Raw genomic sequence first — 26,649 nt, forward strand, 5'->3', positions numbered from 1 at the left:
TCGATATGATGAAAAACACCCACATTTGATCCTGTGGGTGTTTTTGTTTGTGCAGCTCGTTATACTTCAAACATACACATATAAAAAGAAAGAGATTAAATGTCCATTATCCTTGGAATTGATCCAGGTTCTCGAATTACCGGTTACGGCGTGATCCGCCAAGAAGGCCGCCATTTGCATTATTTAGGCAGTGGTTGTATTCGTACCTCAGAAGAGGGGTTGCCAGGTCGGTTAAAACAAATTTATGCGGGCGTTTCTGAAATCATTACCCAGTTTCAGCCCGATGTATTCGCGATTGAGCAAGTCTTTATGGCAAAAAACGCAGATTCAGCGTTAAAGCTCGGCCAGGCTCGTGGTAGTGCTATTGTCGCAGCGGTCAATGCCGAACTGCCAGTATATGAATACGCAGCAAGGTTAATTAAACAAGCGGTAGTCGGAACCGGTGGGGCAGATAAAGCTCAAGTGCAACACATGGTGAAAAGCATGTTGAAGTTGCCGGCTAAACCTCAAGCCGATGCGGCTGATGCACTTGGTGTGGCTATCTGTCACGCCAACACCAATAAAACCTTAATAGCGTTGGCAGGGAAAGCAAGCAGTGCAAGACGTGGTCGATATCGCTAAATAAATGGCACTCATACTGGATGTTTATCCAGTTAGTCATTATTATAGCCCAATAACCAAAAATGAATGAAAGGCATGGCGTTCGCTATGTTGGTAAAAGGAATAAAAAAGTGATCGGTCGTCTACGCGGAATATTAATTGAAAAACAGCCACCTGAAGTTTTAATCGAAGTGTCGGGTGTGGGTTATGAAGTTCAAATGCCAATGAGTTGTTTCTATGAACTTCCCAATGTAAACGAAGAAGCGATTATCTATACTCACTTTGTGGTGCGTGAAGATGCTCAGCTATTGTATGGCTTTAATACGGTAAAAGAGCGTGCACTCTTTCGCGAAGTAATCAAAGCCAATGGCGTAGGCCCGAAACTTGGCTTAGCGATTCTATCTGGCATGACCGCGTCACAATTTGTCTCTTGTGTAGAGCATGAAGATGTTAGCACATTAGTGAAATTGCCAGGTGTGGGTAAGAAAACCGCTGAACGTCTCGTCGTTGAAATGAAAGATCGCTTAAAAGGCTGGGTAACACACGATCTCTTTACTCCGGCAACCGATGCTGCGCCGATAGACTCAGCTGATTCACGTACTAGCCACAATGCAGAAGATGAAGCCGTTAGTGCACTTATTGCATTAGGTTACAAACCAGCGATGGCATCTAAAGTAGTTTCGCAAGTCGCCAAAGCAGACATGAGTAGCGAAGCGGTGATCCGTGAAGCACTGAAATCAATGGTTTAATCCGAGGTTAAATAAATGATAGAAGCGGATCGCTTAATAGCAGCCGACAACCCAACTTTTCGTGACGAAGACGTTATCGACCGAGCGATTCGACCAAAACGCTTGTCTGACTACCAAGGCCAAGACCATGTGCGCGATCAAATGGAAATCTTCATTAAAGCCGCGCAATTACGTCATGAGCCTTTGGACCATCTATTGGTATTTGGTCCTCCGGGTTTGGGTAAAACCACTTTAGCGAATATTGTAGCGAATGAAATGGAAGTGAATATTCGCACCACATCCGGCCCCGTGCTGGAAAAAGCAGGCGATTTAGCAGCACTGCTGACTAATCTTGAAGAAAACGATATTTTGTTTATCGATGAAATTCACCGTCTAAGCCCTGTGGTGGAAGAGATCTTGTATCCAGCAATGGAAGATTATCAACTCGATATTATGATCGGTGAAGGCCCAGCGGCGCGTTCTATTAAAATTGATCTTCCACCTTTCACGTTAATTGGTGCCACCACTCGTGCAGGCTCGTTGACGTCACCATTACGCGATCGTTTCGGTATTGTTCAGCGCCTCGAATATTACAAAGTCAAAGATTTGCAGCACATCGTAAAACGCAGCGCCGACTGTTTAGGTCTATCGATGGAAGAAGAAGGGGCGCTGGAAGTGGCGCGTCGTTCTCGCGGTACACCACGAATTGCAAACCGATTATTACGTCGCGTGCGCGATTATGCTGAAGTGAAAGGCAATGGGCACATTTGTTCTGATACCGCAGACAAAGCCTTGAACATGCTTGATGTCGATAATCAAGGTTTTGACTATATGGACAGAAAGTTGCTACTGGCTATCATGGAAAAATTCTCTGGTGGGCCGGTAGGGCTAGATAACTTGGCCGCTGCTATCGGTGAAGAAAAAGACACCATCGAAGATGTCATCGAACCTTATTTGATTCAACAAGGCTATTTACAACGAACTCCGAGAGGTCGAATAGCCAGTGATAGGGCTTATTTGCATTTTGGTATAGATAAGCCAACTCTTTGAATAGATTAGTTAGTGTACAAAAGGGTAACGAAGTGTTTGTTACCCTTTTTTATTGGTTGCATACCAAGAAGAGATCTCTACAATCCTTCGGCTATTACGTGTTACAGATACTCTGCACTGATCAAGTCGAGGCTTGAGAGAAATCAGCCAGAAGGTAAAAATTCTTTTCTCGCTGAAATTAAATAATAAAAAATGATCGTCACTAGCACGCAAAATATGTAACGCAGCACTAAACTGTTAGAAAGTTTGTCAAATTTATAGGCTTATTCAAAAATAGTTTAGAAACCTTTTGAAACATATGTGCTTAATGCGTAATATTAGCGCTAACTATATTAGATAGTGCTTAACAAAACAATAACTATTTATACACAATTTTGCAACACGCGCAGTTTGTCTTGTTGTATGTGTTAATTTTTAACCATCCTAATCGTTGTATGAAGCCAGTGCAGGCTCGGATAGCGACATAAAAAGGAGTCACCATGATTGATGTTGTTGATCTATCGCGGTTGCAATTTGCAATGACAGCGATGTATCACTTCCTATTTGTTCCTTTGACTTTGGGTATGGCATTTTTACTTGCCATTATGGAGTCAGTTTATGTAATGACTGGGAAGCAGATCTATAAGGATATGACCAAGTTCTGGGGTAAGCTTTTCGGTATCAACTTTGCTCTAGGTGTAGCTACAGGCTTAACCATGGAGTTCCAGTTCGGTACAAACTGGTCATACTATTCTCATTATGTAGGCGACATTTTTGGTGCGCCGCTTGCCATTGAAGCCTTGATTGCATTCTTTTTAGAATCAACCATGGTGGGTTTATTCTTCTTCGGTTGGGATCGTCTATCTAAGCGTCAACACCTTGTTGTAACTTGGTTGGTTGCCATCGGTTCTAACTTCTCTGCGCTTTGGATCTTGATCGCGAACGGTTGGATGCAAAACCCAGTAGGGGCAGAATTTAACTACGAAACCATGCGTATGGAAATGGTGAGCTTCTCTGAAGTGATCTTCAACCCAGTTGCGCAAGTTAAATTCGTTCACACTGTCTCTTCAGGTTACACCTGTGGCGCGATGTTCATCTTAGGTATCAGTGCTTACTACCTATTGAAAGGTCGTGATGTTGCATTTGCACGTCGCTCATTTGCTATTGCCGCCTCTTTTGGTATGGCTGCGATTCTTTCTACGTTGGTACTAGGTGATGACTCTGGCTATGAGCTAGGTGACGTTCAACAAGCGAAACTCGCGGCTATTGAAGCTGAGTGGCATACAGAGCCAGCACCAGCAGCATTTACCGCATTTGCACTTCCAAGCCAAGATGAAATGAAGAACAACTATGCGATTCAAATTCCTTACGCATTAGGTATTATCGCGACTCGTTCTTTAGACAAAGAAGTGAAAGGTATTTCTGATCTTGAAGTAGAGCACGAAGCACGTATCCGCAACGGTATGATTGCATATAACCTACTTGAAAAACTTCGTGCAGGTGACCGTTCTGAAGAGAACGTTGCTGCATTTGATGAAGTGAAGAAAGACCTTGGCTACGGATTGCTATTGAAACGTTATGTTGATGACATTTCACAAGCGTCTGAAGACCAAATTCAAAAAGCAGTGAAAGACTCAATTCCACAAGTTTGGCCTCTATTCTGGTCATTCCGTATCATGGTGGCATGTGGCGTGATTATGCTTGCAGTATTTGCATTCGCATTTATCCAAACTTGTCGTCAGCGCATTGAGAAACACCCTCTGCTATTAAAAGCTGCTCTATTTAGTATTCCACTACCATGGATTGCGATTGAAGCAGGTTGGTTCGTAGCAGAATATGGTCGTCAGCCTTGGGCGGTAGGTGAAATTCTACCAACAAGCGTTGCCGCATCTGCGCTATCACGCGGTGAAATTCTTACTTCAATCTTTGCCATCATTGCATTCTATTCTTGCTTGCTGATCGCAGAAGTATACTTGATGGTAAAATTCGCACGTAAAGGTCCTAGTAGCTTAAAAACAGGACGTTACCACTTCGAGCAAAACGATACTTCTTTAGAAGGTAAAGTTTCTCGCGAAGTTGAAGCATAAGCAGGGGATAATTCATGTTTGAATACGAAACTCTACGATTTATTTGGTGGGTACTGATCGGCGTATTGTTCGTTGGTTTTGCTATCGCCGATGGTTTTGATATGGGTGTAGGCGCATTAGTGCCAATTATCGGTAAAACTGATAATCAACGTCGTGTCATGATCAACTCAATTGCGCCTCACTGGGATGGTAACCAAGTATGGTTGATCACAGCGGGTGGTGCGCTGTTTGCTGCATGGCCAATGGTTTATGCAACATCGTTCTCTGGCTTCTACCTTGCGATGATCGTGACGCTTGCTGCGTTATGGCTTCGTCCAGTGGCGCTAGATTACCGTTCTAAAATTGAAACACAAAAATGGCGTAACAACTGGGATATTTGTATCTCAATCAGTGGTTTCGTACCGCCGCTAATTTTTGGTGTGGCATTTGGTAACCTACTTCAAGGTGTACCGTTTGAACTAAACGAGTTCATGATGTCTCAATATCACGGTAACTTCTTTGGTTTGCTAAACCCATTTGGTATTCTATGTGGTCTAGTTAGCGTATTCATGTTCTTACTACAAGGCTCAGCATGGCTACAGCTAAAAACCACTGGTGACGTTCATGACCGTGCGCGTAAAGTATCAATCATTTCAGGCCTATTAGTTGCAGTACTGTTTGTTGCAGCAGGTTTCTGGGTACAAAACATTGATGGTTATGTTGTGAAGAGCGTAATTGATACTAACGCACCGTCTAACCCGCTATTGAAAGAAGTAGTGCGTGAGCCAGGTGCTTGGATGAACAACTTTGCTACTTACCCGCTAATGTGGATTGCACCAATTCTTGGTGTAGTGATGGCACTTGTTGCGGTAGTGGCAGCAAAAACTGAAAAAGATCTACTGGCATTCTTAGCATCAAGCTTAACTTGTGCCGGTGTTATCTTAACTTCAGGCTTTGCAATGTTCCCATTCGTTATGCCTTCAAGCTTGGATCCAAATGTAAGCTTTACGCTTTGGGATTCGACTTCTAGCCTACTAACGCTAGAAATCATGACAGGTGTCGCCTTTGTTATGGTACCAATCATTTTGGGTTACACAGCGTGGACCTACTACAAAATGTTTGGCCGTCTTGATGACAAGTACATCGAAGAAAACAAAAACTCACTTTACTAAGGAGCAACGATTATGTGGTATTTTGCTTGGATTCTAGGCGTATTGCTTGCCTGTGCATTCGGTATTATCAATGCTCTTTGGTTAGAGCACTCTGAAATGATGGATGAGGATCGTGAGTAACATTAGTCAAAAAATGACTGATATACATTCACCAATGGATAGGGCTCTTCTTAGGGCCCTGTTTTTTATCGTTACGGTGTTTCATATCAGCATGTTCATGTGGGAGCCTCGTGCTTACGCGCAAGAAATAGGCGGTTTTAATCTGCTGGTGACGTTGTTATTTATTTGGTCATTATGCAGCTCACTGATTTACTCGGTGGGGTTCAAGCCTATTTTGTGGGTTTGGCAGATTTTATTCAGCCCGTACATTTCAGGCCCGATCCTGATTTACTTTAGCTGGATGTATTTTCTACATAGCTAAGTTATAAGTTTGGACAGACTACTCAAACCACTTTATCTCGTGAGGTAAGGTGGTTTTTTTATGGCTGTAATCAGACTTAATACACATTTTCGCGATAGAGGTTTGAACTTTTTGCTGTAATTTTGTTTCTATAACAAGGGATAAATGAAGCCGCTGAATGAGAATCGAACAATTAATACAAATACAAACAAAAAAAGTCGTGAGGGATATTATTCAAAGGCTTAACTTGTTGTATAGTGGAATGCAGCATTCAGACATCTAGCTCAAGTTTAGGTGTATTGATTTTTATTTATACCAATCACACTTATTAGTTAGTCATAAATTGCGTAGGAAAAAGGCTTGAGAACAAGGCATAAATTTTCGATAAGTAGCTTGCCCTACAGTCGAAATTTATAACGCAGTTATCGAGTCTTTTAACAAGCAAGAATGAGTAAATAATGAGTACGATTGGTATCATATCTACGGATAGGTAATAAAGTGACAGAACAGACCAAAATGATCTTCAAATGGCCGATTACCATTTACTACGAAGATACCGATGCGGGTGGTGTGGTTTATCACTCCAATTATTTGAAATTTTTTGAACGTGCTCGTACTGAAATGCTACGTGCGCAAGGCATCATTCAAAATACACTTCTTGAGCAAGAAATCGGTTTTGTCGTGCGTCATATGGATATTGATTACATCCAAGGCGCAAAATTAGATGAACAATTAGAAGTGCTAACCTCAATTGTCAATTTAAAAAAAGCTTCCATCACATTCTGTCAGGAGTTAGTCAATCTTGAGGGCAGAATCTTGTGTAAAGCAACGGTTAAGGTAGCCTGTGTCAACATTAAACAGATGAAACCTCAAGCCATCCCAAGCAACATTATGTCGGAGTTTGCCCGTGTCTGCTGATATTTCAATTTTTGACCTTTTTTTACAAGCGAGTTTATTAGTTAAACTTGTCATGCTAATTCTACTTGGAATGTCAGTGCTTTCTTGGGCCGTCATTCTAAAAAGAAGTAAAGTGCTTAACAAAGCATCTAAAAATGCCGCCAGTTTTGAAGAAAAGTTCTGGTCTGGTGTTGACCTATCTCAGCTATACCACGAAGTGAAAGCACGTAAAAACAGCATTATCGGTTCAGAACAAATCTTTTATGCTGGTTTTACGGAGTTTGCACGTCTGCGTCGCACTAATGGTGCATCTGCTGAATATGTGATGGATGGGGCGGGCCGCTCAATGCGCGTGACGCTATCAAAAGAAGTGGAAGAGCTAGAAAACCAATTACCATTTTTAGCCACAGTAGGTTCAATCAGCCCATATATCGGCCTATTTGGTACGGTGTGGGGCATTATGACGGCGTTCATCGCACTTGGCCAAGTAAAGCAAGCCACATTAGCCATGGTGGCACCAGGTATCGCTGAAGCACTAGTCGCGACCGCAATGGGCCTATTCGCCGCCATTCCTGCTGTTATGGCGTACAACCGTTTGAGCAACCAAGTGGCCAAGCTTGAGCATAACTACGCGACCTTTGCAGAAGAGTTTCATAGCATTTTGCACCGTCAAGTAATGGCGGAGCATAAGGACTAATTATGACCGGCTACGTTCGAAAAAAGCGCCAGTTAAAAGCCGAGATTAACGTTGTTCCTTATATCGACGTAATGTTGGTATTGCTGATCATCTTCATGGTGACATCACCGTTTGTGACTCAAGGGGTGGAAGTTGAGTTGCCAAAGACTGAAACCGCAAAACCGGCATCAGATATCGCCGGTGATAGCGATGCCAGCTTCATTATTGTCGAGATTGATAAACAAGGTAACTTGGGCGTTAGCGTGAATGATGAAGATATGGAACGCGGTCTGAGCATGGAAGAAGTGATCACTCGAGTGAAAGCGGAACGTGCTTTATCGCCGAAATCACCGGTTGCGGTGGGCGGCGACCAACAAACCGCTTATGCCGATATCGTACTGGTACTTGATCAGCTCAATAAATCAGGTATCGAGAAAGTCGGTCTGTTAACGGATATTAAAGAGAATCGCTAATTTGTTGATGCTTAATAAAGAATACAAATCAGCTATATTGATCTCAGTTGTACTGCATATTGTTTTGTTTGTACTGCTTTTGGGAGGATCATGGTTTTCTGATGAAGATAAAAAGCCGAAACACCAAATGGTGGAAGCGGTAGTTATCGATCCAAAAGCAATTGAGAAGCAAGCGAAAAGCATTAGAGATCAGCGCGACGCTGCACGTAAAGCTGAGCAGCAACGTGTTGAAAAGCTTCGTCAGCAAGCTCAGCAGTTAGAGCAAAACCGCAAGAAAGAAGAAGAGCGCTTACGTCGACTGCAAGAGCAAAAGGTCGAGCAGGAAAAACAAGCGCGTGAAGCGGAAAAACAACGCCAGCTAGCTGAAAAACAAAAGCAAGAAGCAGAGCGCGCTCGAATTGAAAAAGAACGCGCTGCCAAAGCTGAAGCCGAACGCAAAGCCAAAGAAGCGGCAATAGCAAAAGCGGCAGCAGAGAAAAAAGCAGCGGAACAAGCGAAAGCTGCTGCCGAAGCTAAGGCGGCCGCAGAAGCAAAAGCCGAAGCTGAAAAACGCGCCAAAGAAAAAGCGCAAAAAGAAGCAGCAGAGAAAGCACGTTTAGCACGTGAAAAAGAAGCACAAGAAGCCGCTTTGAATGACATTTTCTCCGGTCTTGAAGCGGAAACTCAACAAATTTCATCGGCACGACAAAAATATGTTGCTTCAGAATTGGATCGCTATGGGGCAATCTATAAGCAGATGATTCAAGATAAATTAAGAACAGACGACTCTTTTGCTGGTAAATCATGCAAAATCAATATTCGTCTGGTACAAACAGGCAGCGATGCAATTGTTAGCAAAGTGACACCTGTGGATGGGGAAGCAGCGGTATGCTCTGCTGCAAGACGTGCTATTGCACAAGTCGGCAACTTCCCAATGCCAAAAGAACAAGATGTCGCAGATCAATTGAAGAACATCAATCTGACGGTTGATCTATAGCAGATTGGTATCAGCACCAAAAAGGAATATTCAGTGATTAAACGTTTTCTATTAGGATTATTTTGTGTCGGCATGCTCGCCAGCCAAACGGCAAATGCAGCGTTAGAGTTGGTGATCACCGAAGGACAGAACTCAGCCCGCCCAATTGGTGTCGTGCCGTTTAAATGGGAAGGTACTGGACAACTACCGCAAGATGTATCCGCTGTGATTGCCTCTGACTTACAGCGCAGTGGTAAATTCAGCCCAGTCGCCACATCAAAAATGCCGCAAACACCATACAGCGACAGTGAGATAGATTTCTCAGCTTGGAACAAGTTGGGTGTAGATTCTGTTGTTACCGGTACGATTAAACCCGCTGAAAATGGCCAATACGAAATTCAATATCAATTATCTGATATCGTGCGTGGTCACTTGAATAATGGTCAAAGTAAAGCGCTAAATTCAGATGGTAAGCTGGTTTTATCGAAAGATTATTTATTATTTAGTAAGCGTGCCGTGGTGCCAGCAAAACGTCTACGTGAATATGCACACCGCATCTCAGATCTCGTTTATGAACAATTAACTGATGAAAAAGGCGCATTCTTAACGCGTATCGCTTATGTTGTAGTGAACAACAGCAGTAACTACCCGTACGAATTGCGTATTGCCGATTATGATGGTTACAACGAGCGCTTAGTTTTACGTTCAAAACAGCCTCTTATGTCACCAGCTTGGTCACCAGATGCACGTAAGTTAGCGTATGTGAGCTTCCAAACTGGGCGTGCTCAGCTTTATATGATGGACATTTATACTGGCAAAACGGAAGTGTTAACCGCATTTCCTCGTCACAATGGTGCACCAGAGTTTTCTCCAGATGGTAAGAAACTGGCGCTAGTGTTGTCGAAAACCGGTAGCTTGCAGGTGAACATTTTAGATTTACAGACACGTAAATTAACGCAAGTCACTTCTGGTCGTTCTAACAACACTGAACCATTTTGGGCACCAGACGGTAAATCATTAATTTTCACATCGGATAGAGCGGGTTCACCGCAAATATATAAAGTGAATTTGTCAGATCAATCTACAACACGATTGACTTGGCAAGGCAGTCAAAATCTTGGTGGGCAAATTACTCCTGATGGACGTTTCCTTGTAATGGTAAACCGAAATTCAAATGGTTTTAATATTGCTAAACAAGATTTAGAAACTGGAGCAGTTCAAGTGTTGACAAAAACACAGTTGGATGAGTCTCCAAGTATTGCACCAAATGGTAGTATGGTGATATATAGCTCTATGTATAATAGAGAAAATGTTCTTTCAATGGTTTCAATTGACGGGCGTTTTAAAGCTAGACTACCGGCCACCAACGGGCGAGTAAAAGCACCGGCTTGGTCGCCGTATTTATAATAAAAGATAGTTTTGACAATATAAGGAAGAAAAAATATGCAACTTAATAAAGTTCTAAAAGGGCTAATTATTTCACTACCTCTACTAACTGTAGCGGCATGTAGCTCTAGCGATGACGCAGCGAATGCATCAGATTCTCAAACTACTGCAGAGCAAACAGCAGTAGCAACTCCAGTGGATGAGAGTGCAGCACTATCTGAACAAGAGCAACTAGAACAACAACTTCGTGAAAACTCAACCGTTTTCTTCAAGTTCGATAACTCTGAAATCTCTTCTGAGTACGAAGATATCCTAGCAGCTCACGCTAAATTCCTAAGCACTAACGCAGATATCAATGTAACCATCGAAGGTTACGCTGATGAGCGTGGTACTCCTGAGTACAACATCGCACTAGGCGAGCGTCGTGCAGAAGCAGTATCTAAATACCTACAAGCGCTAGGTGTTCAAGCTGATCAAATCTCTATCGTTAGCTACGGTGAAGAGAAGCCTCTAGAAATGGGTCAAACTGAAGCGGCTTACTCTAAAAACCGTCGTGCAGTTGTCGTTTACTAATATAGGCGATAATTATGTTTGGTAACTTTAAGCGAGTTATTACGCTTACGTTACTAGTATGTGCAGCAAGCCCAGTGCTTGCTGCATCTGCTCCAGTATCTGACCTCAATGACTCGATTCCAACCTCCGGTTCTTCTGAAACTACCGCTCAACGACTGCAACGTCTGCTAGATAACAGCAATCGTGTACAAGCTCGTCTACAGCAACAAGTCGATTTGCAAGAAGATGAATTAACGAAACTACGTGGAACTATTGAGCGTAATAGCTACGATATGAAGCAAATGGTGGAACGTCAGCGCCAGCTCTTCATTGAATTAGACAAACTTCGCACTGAAGTCAATGACCTGAAAAAAACAGGTGTCAGTACCACATCATCTAGCGCAGCTAGTGCAACTGCAGCAGTAGCGGCTTCTTCTGAAATTATTAATGCCTCAGAAGATGAACAAGCAGCTTATCAAGCCGCTGTCGATTTGATCTTAAAAGATCGTGATTATGATGGTGCAATTACAGCGCTAAATGATTTTCAAGCTAAATACCCTAATTCAGGTTATGCAGCTAATGCGCACTATTGGTTAGGCCAACTTTACTTTGCTAAAAAGCAAGATGTGGATTCAGCGAAAAGCTTTGCAGCAGTTGTGAGTTACAAAGACTCATCTAAGCGTGCCGATGCTCTAGTGAAACTAGGCGATATTGCCAAGCGTAATAATAACGCGCAAGCTGCTGAGAAATATTACAAGCAAGTGATTGCCGAATATCCAGATTCTTCTGCCGCTAAGCTTGCGAAAAGTAATATGTGATCACCCAACATTTATTGCAATATTATCGTCATTAAGCCACCGCTAACAGGTGGTTTAATTTTTTCTAGCGCATAAAATTTAGAATTGTATTTAATAGGTGTACAATGTCCTGATTATTAGAACTGCGTAGAGTAAGAGCAATGGCGCATATCAACGACACAATCGACACTGTATATCCATTTCCTCCTAAGCCTGTGCCACTTTCGGTGCAAGAGCGAGCTGATTACATCCAAAAAATCAAAGCACTTCTGATCGAAAAAGATGCAGTATTAATTGCACATTACTACACCGATCCTGAAATCCAAGCACTGGCAGAAGAAACCGGCGGCTTTGTGGGTGACTCACTCGAAATGGCCAAATTTGGTAACCGTCATTCTGCATCGACACTGATCATCGCTGGCGTTCGCTTTATGGGTGAATCGGCGAAAATTCTTACCCCAGAAAAGCGTATTTTAATGCCGACGTTAAAAGCTGAATGTTCGCTTGACCTTGGCTGTCCAACCGATAAATTTACCGAGTTCTGCGATGCTCACCCAGATCATACTGTGGTTGTGTATGCCAATACATCAGCGGCAGTAAAAGCTCGCGCAGATTGGGTTGTAACCTCTAGTATTGCACTCGAAATTGTTGAACATTTAGACTCAGAAGATAAAAAAATCATCTGGGGCCCAGACCGCCATTTAGGTTCATACATAGCCAAGAAAACCGGCGCAGATATGTTGCTCTGGCAGGGCGAATGTGTTGTGCACGATGAGTTTTCGGCAAAAGCTCTGAAAGATATGAAGGCTTTATATCCAGAAGCCGCCGTATTAGTTCATCCGGAATCACCGGCTAGCGTGGTAGAACTTGCTGATGCTGTAGGCTCTACCAGTCAGCTCATTAAAGCAGCTAAAGAGCTACCACATCAAAAAATGATTGTTGCAACAGATAAAGGTATCTTTTTCAAAATGCAGCAATTGGTACCTGAAAAAGAATTAGTTGAAGCTCCTACAGCAGGTAACGGTGCAACTTGTCGTAGCTGTGCTCATTGCCCGTGGATGGCAATGAACGGTTTGAAAGCGATTGAAAGTGCATTATCAGAAGGTGGTGCAGAACATGAGATCTTTGTTGATGAGGAAACTCGCGTTAAATCACTCATCCCGCTAAATCGTATGTTGGACTTTGCTGAATCTTTAAATCTTAAAGTGAAAGGAAACGCGTAGAGTTTAGCGTTTTCCACTAGGCTTAACCTTCGATCTAAAAAAATTGAGCATTTCGAGTGAATAACTCGGAATGCTTTTTTTTTACAGCCACTTTTTGCCACGCCGCTCACACAAACTCTATTAATTTTATTATCAACACCAGAATTGTCGACAATTCTGTTGACTGAACTCTGTATCCTTGTCTATTTTATCACCATAAAATCCAGATTGTTGACACTTTGCTGCTTGAATAGATAGTGCGCAAAAGTGAAAGGTGAAAAATGAACGTTGCTACAGAGAATAAATCGAGTGTTGAATGTAAAGAAAATACTAAGTCGGAAAACCTGACAGAATATTTGATTGAGGCCATCGTGAATGGACAAATATTACCAGGTAGTAAGATCTCAGAGCCTGAGCTTGCGAGACGTTTTAATGTCAGTCGTGGCCCATTACGTGAAGCCATTATGCGGGTAGAGGGCTTAGGGTTAATTGAACGTATTCCTCACATTGGTGCACGGGTAACGACCTTTTCGCGACAAAAATTGCTTGATCTGTATGCCGTGCGTGAGGCACTGGAGGGGATGGCGGCTAGGCTTGCGGCACGTTTGATTACTGATGAAGAGATAGAGGCCTTAGAATCAGTATTGTCGACACATTCGAAACACATCGACCAATCGGAAGGGCAGTCCTATTTTCACCAACACGGTGATTTTGACTTTCACTACTGCATTATTAAAGCCAGTCGTAATACGCAACTTATAAGCTTGTTGTGCGATGAACTTTATCATTTGCTGCGTATGTACCGTTATCAATCACCGCGCAGTCATTCCCGACCCGTTGAGGCGTTGAATGAGCATTTATTCATATTCCAAGCGATAAAAAATAGAGATGAAGAATTGGCTGAAATGCTAATGCGTCGTCATATTTCTGGCAGTCGTAAATTGATCGAGCAGCAAATCCAATTAATTGATTAACCAATATTACGGATGATAGGGAGAACACCATGTCACACGCCTTGACTCAAGGACAAAAGTTTCGCCAAGCGGTAAAGCAAAATGATCCGCTACAAATTGTCGGCACCATTAATCCATATTGCGCCATGATGGCAAAAAACATTGGTCATCAGGCGATTTATTTATCCGGTGGCGGTATTGCCAATGCATCTTATGGCTTGCCGGATTTAGGCATTACGACCTTAAATGATGTACTGGTGGATGTAGAACGTATTACCAATGCCTGTGATTTGCCGCTGCTGGTGGATATTGATACTGGATTTGGTGGCGCATTCAATATTGCTCGCACTATTAAAGCGATGGAAAAAGCTGGTGCGGGTGCCGTGCACATGGAAGATCAAGTCGCACAAAAACGCTGTGGTCATCGTCCTAATAAAGCGATTGTTAGCCAGCAAGAAATGGTCGATCGAGTCAAAGCTGCTGTTGATGCACGTTGTGATGACAGTTTTGTCGTGATGGCACGAACCGATGCGTTAGCGGTAGAAGGGATTGATAAAGCGATTGAACGCGCGATTGCTTGTGTGGAAGCGGGCGCGGATATGATTTTCCCTGAAGCCATGAATCAACTCGATCAATACGTGCAGTTTTCGCAATCACTAGAATCTGCCATCGGCCGCCGAGTGCCTATTCTTGCCAACATTACTGAGTTTGGTCAAACACCTTTATTTAATTGTGAGCAGCTCGCCAAAGCGCGTGTCGATATGGTGCTGTATCCGCTTAGTGCATTCCGCGCCATGAATAAAGCCGCAGAAATGGTGTATCAGCATCTACTTACCGAAGGCAATCAAGAAGCGTTGCTCGACAGTATGCAAACCCGCAATGAGTTGTATCAGCATCTGAAATACCATGATTATGAAGATAAGCTAGATCAACTATTTTCTGAAGAACAAAAATAGAGCTGGATTACGAGGACGCTACGCTCGGGAGCTGAAAAGAGTAGTCGAATTTCGAGTCTCGGGCGCCTTGCTGCTCGTGATTCGGAAAAGAACAACCTCGAGACACGATAAGCGTAGCGACCTAGTAACGAGATACGAAAAAATCCATAACGTGAAAGGATTTCACTGACAAAACTAAGCGCCAATGAGTGCTGTTGCCAAAAGAGCAAATGCAGTGAAATCGAAAAGGAGTTCAAACATGACAAACAAGCCATTATCCGGTGCCGGTTTACGAGGACAAAGGGCTGGTGAAACTGCACTATGTACAGTGGGTAAAACAGGGACAGGGTTAACTTATCGCGGTTACGATATTACCGATTTGGCTCACCATGCCGAATTTGAAGAAGTGGCTCATTTATTGTTGGTTGGTCACTTGCCAACACAAGCCGAATTAGATGAATACAAAACCCGCTTGATAGGTTTACGTGGTTTGCCTGAGGCACTCAAGCAAGCGCTTGAACTTATTCCTGCTGATGCCCATCCAATGGATGTGATGCGTACCGGTTGTTCGGTGCTAGGTAACCTTGAACAAGAAGCAGACTTTAGCCAGCAGCAAGCGGCGACAGAACGTATGCTAGCGCTGTTTCCTGCGATTATTTGTTATTGGTATCGTTTTAGTCATGATGGCGTGCGTGTTGATACTTTTGATCACAGTGAAGACTCCATTGGAGGTTACTTCTTAAAACTCGTTACCGACAAAACCCCAAGCGAGTTGCACCGTAAAGTGATGCACTGCTCGCTGATCTTATACGCTGAGCATGAGTTTAATGCCTCGACTTTTACCGCTCGCGTGTGCGCATCAACATTATCTGATATTCATTCTTGTGTGGCTGGCGCCATTGGTAGCTTGCGTGGGCCTTTGCATGGCGGCGCAAATGAAGCGGCAATGGAGATGATCCAAGCTTGGAAAACCCCTGATGAAGCCGAGCAAAATATCCTGCGTATGCTGGAAAACAAAGACAAAATCATGGGCTTTGGGCACGCGATATATCGTGAGTCTGATCCACGCAACGCACTGATCAAAGAATGGTCGAAAAAACTGTCGCAAGATGTCGGTGACGATCATTTGTATGCGGTGTCTGAGCGGGTAGAAGCGGTAATGAAGCGCGAAAAAGGCCTATTCTGTAATGCTGATTTCTTCCATGCTTCGGCTTATCACTTTATGGATATTCCCACCAAATTGTTTACTCCGATATTTGTCATGAGTCGTTTAACTGGCTGGGCGGCGCATGTGTTTGAGCAACGCGCCAATAACCGCATTATTCGCCCAAGTGCTGATTATGTTGGGCCAGGGCACCAAACTTGGGTCCCGATTGAGCAACGCTAACCGCTGTCAGTGAGCAAAGAACGCTGTGAGTGATTAAAAACATAGGAAGTTGTATGAATAACCAATATCGTAAAGTGTTGCCAGGAACGGGGCTTGAATATTTTGATGCCAAAGCGGCAGTAGAAGAGATTCAAGCAGGCGCGTATCAAACCTTGCCTTATACCTCGCGCGTGTTGGCGGAAAACTTAGTGCGCCATTGTGAGCCGCAAGATTTGCAAGCCAGTCTAATCCAACTGATTGAGCGTAAACGAGACTTGGATTTTCCTTGGTATCCGGCGCGTGTGGTGTGCCATGACATTTTAGGTCAAACCGCGCTGGTGGATTTAGCCGGCCTGCGTGATGCAATCGCCTCGCAAGGTGGTGACCCTGCCAAGGTGAATCCGGTAGTAGAAACGCAATTGATTGTGGACCATTCACTGGCAGTGGAACATGCCGGTTTTGAAGCGGATGCATTTGCCAAAAACCGCGCAATAGAAGATCGTCGCAACGAAGACCGCTTTCATTTTATTGAATGGTGTAAAACCGCGTTTGAAAATGTCAGTGTGATCCCTGCGGGCAACGGCATCATGCATCAAATCAATTTGGAAAAAATGTCGCCTGTGGTGCAAGTGCAAAAGGGCATCGCCTTCCCTGATACTTGCGTGGGCACAGACAGCCACACACCGCATGTCGATGCTTTAGGTGTGATTGCGATTGGCGTGGGTGGGCTTGAAGCCGAAACCGTGATGTTGGGGCGTCCATCCATGATGCGCTTGCCAGATATTGTGGGTGTGAAACTTAACGGCAAACGGCAGCCGGGTATTACCGCGACCGATATTGTTTTGGCGATCACTGAGTTCTTACGCTCGCAAAAAGTGGTGTCATCGTATTTAGAATTTTTTGGCGAAGGGGCGCGTGATTTAACCATTGGTGACCGCGCGACCATTTCTAATATGACGCCAGAATACGGCGCGACCGCAGGCATGTTCTACATTGATGAACAAACCATTCAATATTTAAAACTCACCGGCCGGGATGATGAGCAAGTGAAATTGGTGGAGCAATACGCTAAACAAACCGGTTTGTGGGCGGATGATTTAGCCCAAGCGCAGTACGAACGTGTGCTGGAATTTGATTTATCCAGTGTGCAGCGCAATTTGGCGGGTCCATCGAATCCGCATCGCCGCTTGCCAACCAGCCAACTAACAGAGCGTGGTATTGCCGGTGCTTGGCAAGAGTCTGAGGGTGAATTGCCTGATGGTGCGGTGATCATCGCTGCCATTACGTCCTGCACCAACACCAGTAACCCTCGTAATGTGGTCGCTGCGGGCTTGGTCGCTAAAAAAGCTAATCAGTTGGGGTTAGTTCGTAAGCCTTGGGTAAAAACCTCTTTTGCGCCGGGTTCAAAAGTCGCCAAACTTTATCTCGAAGAATCAGGTTTGCTACCGGAGCTAGAACAATTAGGGTTTGGCATTGTGGCGTATGCCTGTACCACTTGTAATGGCATGAGTGGCGCACTGGCCCCTGAGATTCAGCAAGAAATCATCGAGCGCGATGTGTATACCACCGCGGTGCTCTCTGGTAACCGTAATTTTGATGGCCGTATCCATCCTTACGCCAAACAGGCATTTCTTGCATCACCTCCATTAGTCGTGGCTTACTCATTGGCGGGTACAATTCGATTTGATATTGAAAAAGATGCATTAGGCACCAACTCCGCAGGTGAGCCTATTTATCTCAATGATTTATGGCCAAGTGACGAAGAAATCGATGCTGCGGTAAACCAATATGTGAAGCCACAGCAATTCCAACAAATCTATGTGGAAATGTTCGCGCCTCAAACTCATGCGAAACAAAGCGAGCCGCTTTATCAATGGCGTGAAATGAGTACCTATATTCGTCGTCCACCTTATTGGGAAGGGGCGTTGGCGGCAGAGCGTACTTTAGCCAATATGCGCCCGTTAGCGATTTTGGGCGACAACATTACCACCGATCATTTATCCCCATCCAATGCGATTTTAGCCTCCAGCGCAGCAGGAGAATATCTGACGAAAATGGGCGTGCCGGAAGAAGATTTTAATTCGTACGCCACCCACCGCGGTGATCACTTAACGGCCCAACGAGCCACGTTCGCCAACCCTAAGCTGTTTAATGAAATGGTGATGAAAAACGGTCAAGTCGTGCAAGGCTCTTTGGCGCGAATTGAACCAGAAGGCAAAGTGACTCGAATGTGGGAAGCAATTGAAACTTACATGCAGCGCAAGCAACCTTTGATCATTGTCGCAGGGGCAGATTATGGTCAAGGCTCATCACGTGATTGGGCAGCCAAAGGGGTTCGTCTTGCGGGCGTCGAAGCGATCGTGGCCGAAGGGTTTGAGCGTATTCACCGTACTAACTTAGTCGGTATGGGCGTGCTGCCATTGCAATTTAAAGCGGGTGAGGCACGCCATACGTTAGAGCTGGATGGCACTGAAACCTTTGATGTGAAAGGGGAAATCAAACCTGGTGCAGATTTGGTGCTCATCATTACTCGTCGTAATGGCGAAAAATTGGATGTGGCGGTGACATGCCGTTTAGATACCAAAGATGAAGTGTCGGTCTACCAGGCAGGCGGTGTGTTACAGCGCTTTGCTCAGGACTTTTTAATGCAAGAGTGATGGTTTAAGAGGTAAATATCATGGATGAATTAGTTACGGCGTCACAGATTGAGGGGGCGCAAATAAAAATCCCAGCCACCTACATGAGAGGCGGGACCAGTAAAGGTGTGTTTTTTCATCTTGCTGATTTGCCTATTGAAACCCAAAAAGTGGGACAGGCACGAGATGCATTATTGATGAGAATAATTGGCAGCCCTGATCCGTATAGCAAACATATTGATGGGATGGGTGGCGCGACATCCAGTACCAGTAAAGTGGTGATTTTATCGAAAAGTGATGATCCCAATTTTGATGTTGAATACTTGTTTGGCCAGGTGTCGATTGATAAAGCATTTATTGATTGGAGTGGAAATTGCGGCAATTTGTCATCCGCGGTGGGCGCGTGCGCGATTCACATGGGGCTCATTGATTCCGATAAAATTCCTGAAAATGGCCTGTTTGAAGTGACGATCCATCAAGCCAATATTGATAAAGCGATTGTGACCCATGTGCCTATAAGCAATGGCGAAGTGGTGGAAATGGGCGAATTTATGCTGGATGGCGTAGCGTTTCCAGCCGCTGAAATTCAAGTTGATTTTATCGAACCTGCCGCTGGTGAAGGCTCGATGTTTCCAACCGGTAATGTGATTGATACCTTGCAAGTGCCTGGTGTGGGCCTCGTTCAAGCGACATTCATTAATTCGGGCATACCGACTATTTTTATTGATGCTGAAGCGATTGGTTATCACGGCACAGAGTTACAGGAAGACATTAATAATGATGAAAAAGCATTAGCAATGTTTGAAAGTATTCGTGCTTACGGCGCGGTTAAAATGGGTTTAATTGACGGCGTAGAGCAAGCACAAACACGTCAGCATACCCCAAAAGTGGCTTTCGTTAGCCCACCGAAAAGCTATGTAACTTCAAGCGGGCAATTGATTGAAGATGACGATATTGACGTGCTTGTACGTGCACTGTCGATGGGCAAATTACACCATGCCATGATGGGAACGGCCGCTGTGGCGATTGGTTCGGCGGCGAGTATTCCGGGTACGGTTGTCAACCGTGCTGCTGGTGGTGGAGAACGCGATTCAGTGGTGTTTGGACATCCATCGGGCACACTCAAAGTCGGGGCGAAAGCCGTATATAGTCAAGGTCCTGATGGTGCTAAAGGTTGGAAAATCGAAAAAGCCAGCATGAGCCGCAGCGCACGCATTCTCATGGAAGGATGGGTGAGGGTTCCGGTAAGTGGATAAATTTTTAGTAGCTCCTCTTAATATGATGGACTTTTTGAGCATCAGATAGTGTGCTAGATATCTATCTATAATGTTAATTGAAACGCGGTTTGCACAATTGCGATATTCCAATGACCCCAAGACTTGATAAACTGAGTCTAATTCTAGGTTTCATAATTTATGGAAGACTTATGCTGCAACAAACTGTGTATTTTTCTGATGACGAACGTGTCAATCTCACTTGTTATATTCAGCCCAAGTGTAGTGAGCTACCCAATCAACAGTCATTGCCTGCTGTGATTATTTTCCCAGGTGGTGGTTATAAAATGTTATCTGAGCGAGAGTCAGATCCGGTGGCGCTTACTTTTTTAGCGCAAGGCTACAACGTGTTTATTTTGCGTTATTCCATTCAACACTATGCGGGGTTTCCACAGCCGATGTTGGAAGCCTTTCAGGTAATTAAACATGTTCGAGAGAATGCACAGGACTACAATATTCACCCGGACAAAATCGCGCTTTTAGGCTTTTCTGCTGGTGGGCATTTAGCGGCCAGTGTGGGTACTTTGTGGAACCGTGATGAATTTAAGCAGTTAGCTAATGTTGAAGGCGAGGAGCACAAGCCGAACGCGCTTGTCTTAGCTTATCCTGTCATCACAACCGATTGGATGAAGCATGATATTGAAGCGAACTTAAAAAATATTTTGCGTGAAAAGTTTGATGATCCTGAAATGCTCAAAACCGTCACTTGCAGTGAAAACGTTGGTAGCCACACTCCACCAACCTTTCTAATTCATACAACGGAAGATAAATCAGTACCTTCGTCAGATAGCTTGAAGTTTGCTGCGGCGTTAGATTCACACAATATTCCTTATGAACTGCACGTATTCCAGCCTGGCCCACATGGTATGTCGTTAGCTAACTCACTCACGGATGATGGGACTGGCTTAAAGGTAGAATCTCAAGTTCAGCCGTGGATACCACTATGTTTCACATGGTTGAAGCGGAGTTTGTCTAGTCAGTGATTCCATTACTGTTTATTTAAGATCTGTTGATCATGCTCGGGTTGATAAATGATGACTTTGTTACGTCCAGTTTGTTTGACGTTATAGAGGGCATGATCGGCATGTGAAATGGCTTCACTGATGTTATCGCGGCCGTAAACGCTTTCGTATACCCCAGCACTGATGGTAAACCGAGTTTGTAATGTATTAATTTGCGTCACTTTTTGTCGGATGATTTCTGCCATTAAATAGGCTTGCGATGCATTCATATCTTGTAAGAGCATCACAAATTCTTCACCGCCGTGTCGAGACACCAAGATATAGTCAGATTCAAACTTAGCTAACACTTCAGCGGTAGCAACAATGGCTTTATCACCTTCATTGTGACCGTAGGTATCATTAATGGATTTGAATTTATCTATATCAAAAATAATGACGGAATAGCCTGAGTTTGATTTCTTAACATAATCACTGGCTGACTCCATAAAGCTACGACGGTTATTCAAACCAGTAAGAAAGTCTTTTCGCTCGATCATAATGAGGCGTTTGTGGCGAGAATTCAGACCTAAAATTAGACCTGCAATGACAAGTAATAGGCTAATACCAGCCATAATCAGGCTATGCCATAACTGATCGGTTGGCTGGCTTAATTCTTGTTGTGATATGCCTGCGGCAATGATCCAATCTAAGTAAGGGTAGTACTTGTAAGCCACCGTTTTTAAAACTGTTTTACCATTGGACAGTTTTAAAGGATAGGTAAACGAGCCCTCTGGTTTGGTTTTGACTTGGTTCATGAATGCGTAGGTGCTGTCACCAATCAGAGTATGGATTGATTGACCTTCACTGGTTGGGTGTAAAAGCAGCTTGCCTTGGCTATCCACTACATATACGTAGCCCGTTTCGCCGAAGTTGTAACGTTTTAGCTTATCTTTCAATAGGTCTTTATTGACTAAAGACAACATTTCATCTTTATAAACTGATGCGCTGATCACTGAACCGTCAGAGAGTTTGATAGAGTACGCAAACTTTAGTCGGCTTTGCTCATCATTTGGATTTTTCCATTGGTATTCTAAAAAGGTTTCTGGTTCGGCAAGTTGTTTTTGAATGATATCTAAATCAGAGACATCTTCATTTTGTAAATATGGGTGAGAAGTATAAATGCCGCTTGAATTGAGAATCGAGATATAGCCGCTGTCACCAATGTGGGTATTTGAAATCAGCTGATCGAGTGATTTTTTTACTAAAACCTCATCAAGATGTAACTTTTTATCATGTGTCACGTTAATGACTTGCTGAGTCGAAAAGGCGATACCATGTAGATAGTTTTTAAGAGACTCATTAATGGTCGTGTCAATGATATCGTAACTAGCATCTACCGCTTTATGAAAGATCGCATCGGTGGCGCTGTGTAAGCGTTTTTCTACGTTATAGAATTGGCTGACTGTGTATCCGATAGCAATCACTATTACAATTGAAAGCAATACAATTGGCAGTATAGATAACGGCTTTTTCTTCATGGGAAATAGGCTTACATGGCGGCATTAATGAGGCAAAAGGATAGCATGCTGACTCTATTTTGTACGTGGCGAGATCAAAAATATTTGAATATTTAACTGATAAGTTGAGATTTGTGAATCCCCGAGCACAAAAGGGCTGAGCTCGGGGAAGATGAAGTATTACTCCGCTTTATCTTTGGTTGAAACCGATAAGTCTTGCGCATTGGATGTGTGCAAATGAACATCTTGTTGAGGATATGGGAATACAATGCCGTGTTCGTCAAAGCGTAGTTTAACTTCGCGGGTGGTATCCCATAACACATCCACATAATCGTCGGTTCTTACCCAAGGGCGAACAATAAATCTGACTGAAGAATCGTCTAATGCGCTGACTCGAATAATTGGCGCTGGGGTTTTTAATACTCGCTCATCGGCGGCAAGAATGTCTTCGAACAGTTTTTCAACTTTCGGCACCGACTCTTTGTAGCCAACGCGGAAGACCATATCGACACGGCGCACTTTTTCGTAAGTACGGTTGATGATCACTTCCATCCAAATCTTAGAGTTCGGAACTAAGAGCACTTCGTTATCAAAAGTGCGAATAGTGGTATTCACCAAACTGACATCATTGACGGTACCTTCAACACCTGCGGCGTTAATCCAGTCGCCTTCATCGAAAGGTCGGTAAATCAGCAGCATCATGCCGGATGCAAAGTTTGAAAGGGTATCTTGCAGTGCAAAACCAATGATAATACCGGCCACACCAAGACCTGCAATCACCGGTGTGAGGTCCAAGCCAACTTGCGCTAAAGCTATCAATAATGCCACGCAGAAGATGATTTTGACTGACATCGACAAAATAAACTGCTGCATTAAGTTGCTCAGTTTGAGGTGGGGCGCTTTGACTGCCTTTTTAAGGATATGGTGAACCACCTGAGCAAATACACGTGCAATAGCCATGATCAGCACAAACATAAAGACATTAAGTAGCATGTTTGGGCTGCTTTTCATGAACCAAGCTTTAAATTGAGTAAACCAACTTATCAAGGTGGATTTCATCACGCCCCAAGTCAAAATATCGTGAGTGATATCGCCAGTAGCCACAAAGAGTTTTTGGCGAAATTGCACCGTATCAATATCAAGAGAGTCAGCCGTATCTGCTAAACGAGATAAGCCTTTACTGTATGTATCAATATCGCGTTGTAGATAGGATATTTCCAGTTTGAGTTGCGAAGCTTGATCGGTCGGTAAACCTTCAAGCTGGCCTTGCAATGAATCACGGTGTGTTAATGAGTAATTGAGCGCAGCGGAAGTAAATTGGGTTAATTCTTGCAGTTTATCTTTAAAGGCGCTCAACGGCTCTTGTACATCATTACCCAACTTTCGTAGCCATGCGTAGTTTTGGTATTGCTCAGCATATAAATTGGCTTGTGCGATACGCAGTTCATTTAATGGGATCTGCTTTAATAAGCGGTCTTCTTTGCTCGCTTGTTCAATATCCGTTTGTAAGGTATCGAGCTTTTTTTCGACATAGGAAAGGTAGAACTGATAATACTGAGTCTGTAATTGAAGTTGATGGCTTAAAAATTCAACATCCGGATCATCTTGCTCTACGGCAGCACGCAAAACCTTACGCAGGTTTTCGTTGGTGTTATAGATTTCAAGCTGAACAATGGCTAAGCGGTCGCCTTTTAATGTTCTCGCTTTATCTGCCAGCACTTTCATATTGTCACTGATCTGAGTGATTTCAGACTGGCTTAAGGTTTCGACTTTTTCAGTCGGTTTTGACTTGGCTGAATCTTCTTGCGCGAAAGAGAAGCTTGAAAACGAAAGCAAACAGATGAGCAAAAAACTTAAATATTTTCGCATGGTTACACCACTTTTGTTGGTGGGTTTTAATTCGTCTTTACCATTATTACTGACTCAATATGAAACGCAACCGTCCTGATGGTTTGCTGACGTTTTGACAGTAAATTTATTTATTCTAATCACAAAATTTTCTCGTTGGACTATGCTCAGCTTTTATAAGTTAATGCGCGTGAACTAGCGCACACTTGGTGCAGAATCAGTGTGATAACTTATTGATTAAATATGGAAATCCCTTTTCAACGAGAGGAAATGATGTGGAAAATTCTTTGAACTTAGAACAAATTCGAGCCAACTACAACGTTCGTCACTGGAGCCAAGGCTTCTACGGTATTAATGATGCTGGGGAAATGACGGTATCACCGCGCCCGGGCCAAGAAGATATTCAAGTGCCATTAAGTGCGATTGTTAAGCAAATGGAAGCGCGAAATTTAACGCTGCCTGCTTTGGTTCGTTTTCCACAAATCCTGCATCAACGCGTTCACAACGTGTGCGATGCGTTTAATCAAGCGATTGAAGAATACAACTACAGTAACCGCTACTTGTTGGTCTACCCAATTAAAGTTAACCAACAAAAAGAAGTGGTGGATGAAATTTTAGCCAGCCAAAAAGAGCTTGAGCAAAAGCAACTTGGCTTAGAAGCCGGCAGTAAGCCAGAGCTACTTGCGGTATTAGCCTTGGCGCAACAAGCCAGCTCTGTGATTGTATGTAACGGCTACAAAGACCGTGAATATATTCGCTTGGCATTAATTGGTGAAAAACTTGGCCATAAAGTATTCATTGTTTTAGAAAAACTGTCTGAGCTTGATCTGGTGTTGTCAGAAGCGAAATCGTTAGGTGTGACACCTCGCATGGGTTTGCGTATTCGCTTGGCTTCACAAGGTGCGGGCAAATGGCAATCGAGTGGTGGCGAAAAATCAAAATTCGGTTTATCCGCTAGCCAAGTGTTGACGGTGATTAATCGTTTAAAGGCAGAGGATCAACTTGAAACACTGCAATTGGTGCATTTCCACTTAGGCTCTCAGATGGCGAACATTCGTGATGTGCGTAATGGCGTGAGTGAAGCGGCACGTTTTTACTGTGAATTGCGTGATATTGGCGCTCAGTTGGAATACGTCGATGTTGGTGGGGGGTTGGCGGTGGACTACGATGGTACGCGTAGCCAATCACACAGCTCTATGAACTACGGATTAGCAGAATACGCACGCAATATCGTGTCAACCATTGGAGATATATGTCAATTATATAACCAACCAGAGCCGACTATTATCTCAGAATCAGGTCGTTCACTGACGGCGCACCACGCGGTATTGATCACCAATGTTATTGGTACGGAAAGTTATAAGCCGGAAGAAGTGACCGAGCTACAACCAGATGCGCCAACCTTGTTGCATAACATGTGGCGTAACTGGGAAATTTTGTCGCAAGGTACTGATGACCGTGCATTAATTGAAATCTATAAGGACACGCAAAGTGACTTAGCCGAAGCGCACAGCCAATTTGCGACCGGTGTGATTAATTTGCAGCATCGCGCTTGGGCTGAACAAGTGAGCTTGCGTATTTGCCATGAATTGCGCAACCAATTGAACAATAAGAACCGTTTCCACCGTCCAATTTTGGATGAGTTGAATGAGCGTTTGGCGGATAAGTTCTTCGTCAACTTCTCATTGTTCCAATCATTGCCTGATGCGTGGGGGATCGACCAAGTCTTCCCAGTGATGCCTTTGACGAATTTGAACCAAGTTGAGCAAACTCGCGCGGTCATGTTAGACATTACTTGTGATTCCGATGGCGTCGTTGATCAATACGTAGATGGTCAAGGCATTGAAACCACATTGCCGGTTCCTCGTTGGGATAAAGATACGCCGTACATGATGGGCTTTTTCTTAGTCGGCGCGTACCAAGAGATCCTTGGTGATATGCACAACTTGTTTGGTGATAGCCACTCTGTGGTCGTCAATGTGAATGAGCAAGGTGAGCCAGAAATCGTCTCTATCAATGAGGGTGACACCGTGGAAGACATGCTGCGTTATGTTCATATTGACGTTGAAAACATTCGTCAGAATTACCGTGAATTGGTGGCAAGTCGTGTCGAAAATGGTGAACAAGCGCAGATCTTGGCTGAATTAGAGCAGGGTTTGTCTGGTTACACGTACTTAGAAGACATCTAATCTTTTATTAAATTGAGATGGCGGTTTTGAGCTTAAACCAAGAGTCAAACTGCCATT

The 26,649-nt window shown here is 43.8% G+C and carries 24 protein-coding genes; 22 read left to right on the top strand and 2 right to left on the bottom strand.

Annotated features, from left to right (window positions below):
- Positions 1-99: 99 nt before the first annotated feature.
- From ruvC to Vgang_RS05085, 21 genes are all read left to right on the top strand, one after another.
- The gene (gene ruvC / locus Vgang_RS04985; RefSeq protein WP_105902770.1) at positions 100-621 is read left to right on the top strand and encodes a crossover junction endodeoxyribonuclease RuvC; all 522 of its coding nucleotides are present in this window, start codon (positions 100-102) and stop codon (positions 619-621) included.
- A gap of 110 nt (positions 622-731) precedes the next feature.
- Positions 732-1,349 carry a Holliday junction branch migration protein RuvA gene (gene ruvA, locus Vgang_RS04990; protein ID WP_105902769.1) on the top strand — a complete coding sequence of 206 codons (618 nt, stop codon included), beginning with the start codon at positions 732-734 and terminating at the stop codon, positions 1,347-1,349.
- 15 nt (positions 1,350-1,364) lie between these two features.
- Positions 1,365-2,378 carry a Holliday junction branch migration DNA helicase RuvB gene (ruvB, locus tag Vgang_RS04995; RefSeq protein WP_105902768.1) on the top strand — a complete coding sequence of 338 codons (1,014 nt, stop codon included), beginning with the start codon at positions 1,365-1,367 and terminating at the stop codon, positions 2,376-2,378.
- Positions 2,379-2,857: 479 nt separating this feature from the next.
- Entirely contained in the window at positions 2,858-4,444 is a 1,587-nt protein-coding gene (gene cydA, locus Vgang_RS05000; protein ID WP_105902767.1) for a cytochrome ubiquinol oxidase subunit I, read from the top strand.
- Between the two features lie 14 nt (positions 4,445-4,458).
- On the top strand, positions 4,459-5,595 hold the full coding sequence (gene cydB / locus Vgang_RS05005; RefSeq protein WP_105902766.1) for a cytochrome d ubiquinol oxidase subunit II: 1,137 nt from the start codon (positions 4,459-4,461) through the stop codon (positions 5,593-5,595).
- A gap of 12 nt (positions 5,596-5,607) precedes the next feature.
- Positions 5,608-5,715 (top strand): cytochrome bd-I oxidase subunit CydX, encoded by a 108-nt coding sequence (gene cydX / locus Vgang_RS05010; protein WP_027697179.1) that lies wholly within the window; start codon positions 5,608-5,610, stop codon positions 5,713-5,715.
- On the top strand, positions 5,708-6,016 hold the full coding sequence (locus Vgang_RS05015; RefSeq protein WP_105902765.1) for a cyd operon YbgE family protein: 309 nt from the start codon (positions 5,708-5,710) through the stop codon (positions 6,014-6,016). Before cydX ends, Vgang_RS05015 begins: the two co-directional genes overlap by 8 nt.
- Positions 6,017-6,511: 495 nt before the next feature.
- Entirely contained in the window at positions 6,512-6,913 is a 402-nt protein-coding gene (ybgC, locus tag Vgang_RS05020) for a tol-pal system-associated acyl-CoA thioesterase (RefSeq protein WP_105902809.1), read from the top strand.
- Positions 6,903-7,589, top strand: a complete 687-nt coding sequence (gene tolQ, locus Vgang_RS05025) for a protein TolQ (RefSeq protein ID WP_105902764.1) — start codon at positions 6,903-6,905, stop codon at positions 7,587-7,589. The genes ybgC and tolQ overlap by 11 nt, the downstream gene beginning before the upstream one ends.
- 2 nt (positions 7,590-7,591) lie before the next feature.
- A complete protein-coding gene (gene tolR / locus Vgang_RS05030; RefSeq protein WP_105902763.1) occupies positions 7,592-8,041 on the top strand; it encodes a protein TolR in 450 nt (149 codons plus the stop codon).
- A 7-nt stretch (positions 8,042-8,048) separates the two neighbouring features.
- Entirely contained in the window at positions 8,049-9,017 is a 969-nt protein-coding gene (tolA, locus tag Vgang_RS05035; protein WP_105902808.1) for a cell envelope integrity protein TolA, read from the top strand.
- Between the two features lie 72 nt (positions 9,018-9,089).
- Positions 9,090-10,403 carry a Tol-Pal system beta propeller repeat protein TolB gene (tolB, locus tag Vgang_RS05040; protein ID WP_245879950.1) on the top strand — a complete coding sequence of 438 codons (1,314 nt, stop codon included), beginning with the start codon at positions 9,090-9,092 and terminating at the stop codon, positions 10,401-10,403.
- Between the two features lie 36 nt (positions 10,404-10,439).
- The gene (gene pal, locus Vgang_RS05045) at positions 10,440-10,955 is read left to right on the top strand and encodes a peptidoglycan-associated lipoprotein Pal (RefSeq protein ID WP_105902761.1); all 516 of its coding nucleotides are present in this window, start codon (positions 10,440-10,442) and stop codon (positions 10,953-10,955) included.
- A 14-nt stretch (positions 10,956-10,969) separates the two neighbouring features.
- Entirely contained in the window at positions 10,970-11,752 is a 783-nt protein-coding gene (ybgF, locus tag Vgang_RS05050; protein ID WP_105902760.1) for a tol-pal system protein YbgF, read from the top strand.
- 140 nt (positions 11,753-11,892) lie between these two features.
- Entirely contained in the window at positions 11,893-12,954 is a 1,062-nt protein-coding gene (nadA, locus tag Vgang_RS05055; protein WP_105902759.1) for a quinolinate synthase NadA, read from the top strand.
- 260 nt (positions 12,955-13,214) lie between these two features.
- Positions 13,215-13,907: a GntR family transcriptional regulator gene (locus tag Vgang_RS05060; protein ID WP_105902758.1), complete on the top strand. Its 693-nt coding sequence runs from the start codon at positions 13,215-13,217 to the stop codon at positions 13,905-13,907.
- A gap of 29 nt (positions 13,908-13,936) precedes the next feature.
- Entirely contained in the window at positions 13,937-14,842 is a 906-nt protein-coding gene (gene prpB, locus Vgang_RS05065) for a methylisocitrate lyase (RefSeq protein ID WP_105902757.1), read from the top strand.
- A gap of 238 nt (positions 14,843-15,080) precedes the next feature.
- Positions 15,081-16,208: a bifunctional 2-methylcitrate synthase/citrate synthase gene (prpC, locus tag Vgang_RS05070; RefSeq protein ID WP_105902756.1), complete on the top strand. Its 1,128-nt coding sequence runs from the start codon at positions 15,081-15,083 to the stop codon at positions 16,206-16,208.
- A gap of 53 nt (positions 16,209-16,261) precedes the next feature.
- Positions 16,262-18,844: a Fe/S-dependent 2-methylisocitrate dehydratase AcnD gene (gene acnD, locus Vgang_RS05075; RefSeq protein ID WP_170066846.1), complete on the top strand. Its 2,583-nt coding sequence runs from the start codon at positions 16,262-16,264 to the stop codon at positions 18,842-18,844.
- 20 nt (positions 18,845-18,864) lie between these two features.
- Positions 18,865-20,079 (top strand): 2-methylaconitate cis-trans isomerase PrpF, encoded by a 1,215-nt coding sequence (gene prpF, locus Vgang_RS05080; RefSeq protein WP_105902755.1) that lies wholly within the window; start codon positions 18,865-18,867, stop codon positions 20,077-20,079.
- A gap of 170 nt (positions 20,080-20,249) precedes the next feature.
- Entirely contained in the window at positions 20,250-21,080 is an 831-nt protein-coding gene (locus Vgang_RS05085) for an alpha/beta hydrolase (RefSeq protein ID WP_157946033.1), read from the top strand.
- Positions 21,081-21,085: 5 nt separating this feature from the next.
- Here the strand turns inward: Vgang_RS05085 and Vgang_RS05090 are convergent, their stop codons facing one another.
- Together Vgang_RS05090 and Vgang_RS05095 are read right to left on the bottom strand one after the other, a co-directional pair.
- A complete protein-coding gene (locus Vgang_RS05090; RefSeq protein WP_105902753.1) occupies positions 21,086-22,576 on the bottom strand; it encodes a diguanylate cyclase domain-containing protein in 1,491 nt (496 codons plus the stop codon).
- Between the two features lie 159 nt (positions 22,577-22,735).
- Positions 22,736-24,424, bottom strand: a complete 1,689-nt coding sequence (locus tag Vgang_RS05095) for a mechanosensitive ion channel family protein (protein ID WP_105902752.1) — start codon at positions 24,422-24,424, stop codon at positions 22,736-22,738.
- Positions 24,425-24,678: 254 nt separating this feature from the next.
- Between Vgang_RS05095 and speA the strand changes: the two genes are divergently transcribed.
- Positions 24,679-26,592: an arginine decarboxylase gene (gene speA, locus Vgang_RS05100; RefSeq protein ID WP_105902751.1), complete on the top strand. Its 1,914-nt coding sequence runs from the start codon at positions 24,679-24,681 to the stop codon at positions 26,590-26,592.
- Positions 26,593-26,649 lie beyond the last annotated feature (57 nt).

Source organism: Vibrio gangliei (genome assembly GCF_026001925.1).
In the GTDB taxonomy this organism is placed as follows: domain Bacteria; phylum Pseudomonadota; class Gammaproteobacteria; order Enterobacterales; family Vibrionaceae; genus Vibrio; species Vibrio gangliei.

Bases quoted from the DNA above. Each gene is read 5' to 3' on its own strand.
- tolB (WP_245879950.1), top strand. From the start codon at position 9,090: ATGCTCGCCAGCCAAACGGCAAATGCAGCGTTAGAGTTGGTGATCACC.
- Vgang_RS05085 (WP_157946033.1), top strand. From the start codon at position 20,250: ATGCTGCAACAAACTGTGTATTTTTCTGATGACGAACGTGTCAATCTC.
- tolA (WP_105902808.1), top strand. From the start codon at position 8,049: ATGCTTAATAAAGAATACAAATCAGCTATATTGATCTCAGTTGTACTG.
- nadA (WP_105902759.1), top strand. From the start codon at position 11,893: ATGGCGCATATCAACGACACAATCGACACTGTATATCCATTTCCTCCT.
- acnD (WP_170066846.1), top strand. From the start codon at position 16,262: ATGAATAACCAATATCGTAAAGTGTTGCCAGGAACGGGGCTTGAATAT.
- cydB (WP_105902766.1), top strand. From the start codon at position 4,459: ATGTTTGAATACGAAACTCTACGATTTATTTGGTGGGTACTGATCGGC.
- tolR (WP_105902763.1), top strand. From the start codon at position 7,592: ATGACCGGCTACGTTCGAAAAAAGCGCCAGTTAAAAGCCGAGATTAAC.
- prpF (WP_105902755.1), top strand. From the start codon at position 18,865: ATGGATGAATTAGTTACGGCGTCACAGATTGAGGGGGCGCAAATAAAA.
- ybgC (WP_105902809.1), top strand. From the start codon at position 6,512: ATGATCTTCAAATGGCCGATTACCATTTACTACGAAGATACCGATGCG.
- Vgang_RS05090 (WP_105902753.1), bottom strand. From the start codon at position 22,576: ATGAAGAAAAAGCCGTTATCTATACTGCCAATTGTATTGCTTTCAATT.
- Vgang_RS05060 (WP_105902758.1), top strand. From the start codon at position 13,215: ATGAACGTTGCTACAGAGAATAAATCGAGTGTTGAATGTAAAGAAAAT.
- prpB (WP_105902757.1), top strand. From the start codon at position 13,937: ATGTCACACGCCTTGACTCAAGGACAAAAGTTTCGCCAAGCGGTAAAG.
- cydX (WP_027697179.1), top strand. From the start codon at position 5,608: ATGTGGTATTTTGCTTGGATTCTAGGCGTATTGCTTGCCTGTGCATTC.
- Vgang_RS05095 (WP_105902752.1), bottom strand. From the start codon at position 24,424: ATGCGAAAATATTTAAGTTTTTTGCTCATCTGTTTGCTTTCGTTTTCA.
- prpC (WP_105902756.1), top strand. From the start codon at position 15,081: ATGACAAACAAGCCATTATCCGGTGCCGGTTTACGAGGACAAAGGGCT.
- ybgF (WP_105902760.1), top strand. From the start codon at position 10,970: ATGTTTGGTAACTTTAAGCGAGTTATTACGCTTACGTTACTAGTATGT.
- pal (WP_105902761.1), top strand. From the start codon at position 10,440: ATGCAACTTAATAAAGTTCTAAAAGGGCTAATTATTTCACTACCTCTA.
- ruvB (WP_105902768.1), top strand. From the start codon at position 1,365: ATGATAGAAGCGGATCGCTTAATAGCAGCCGACAACCCAACTTTTCGT.
- cydA (WP_105902767.1), top strand. From the start codon at position 2,858: ATGATTGATGTTGTTGATCTATCGCGGTTGCAATTTGCAATGACAGCG.
- ruvC (WP_105902770.1), top strand. From the start codon at position 100: ATGTCCATTATCCTTGGAATTGATCCAGGTTCTCGAATTACCGGTTAC.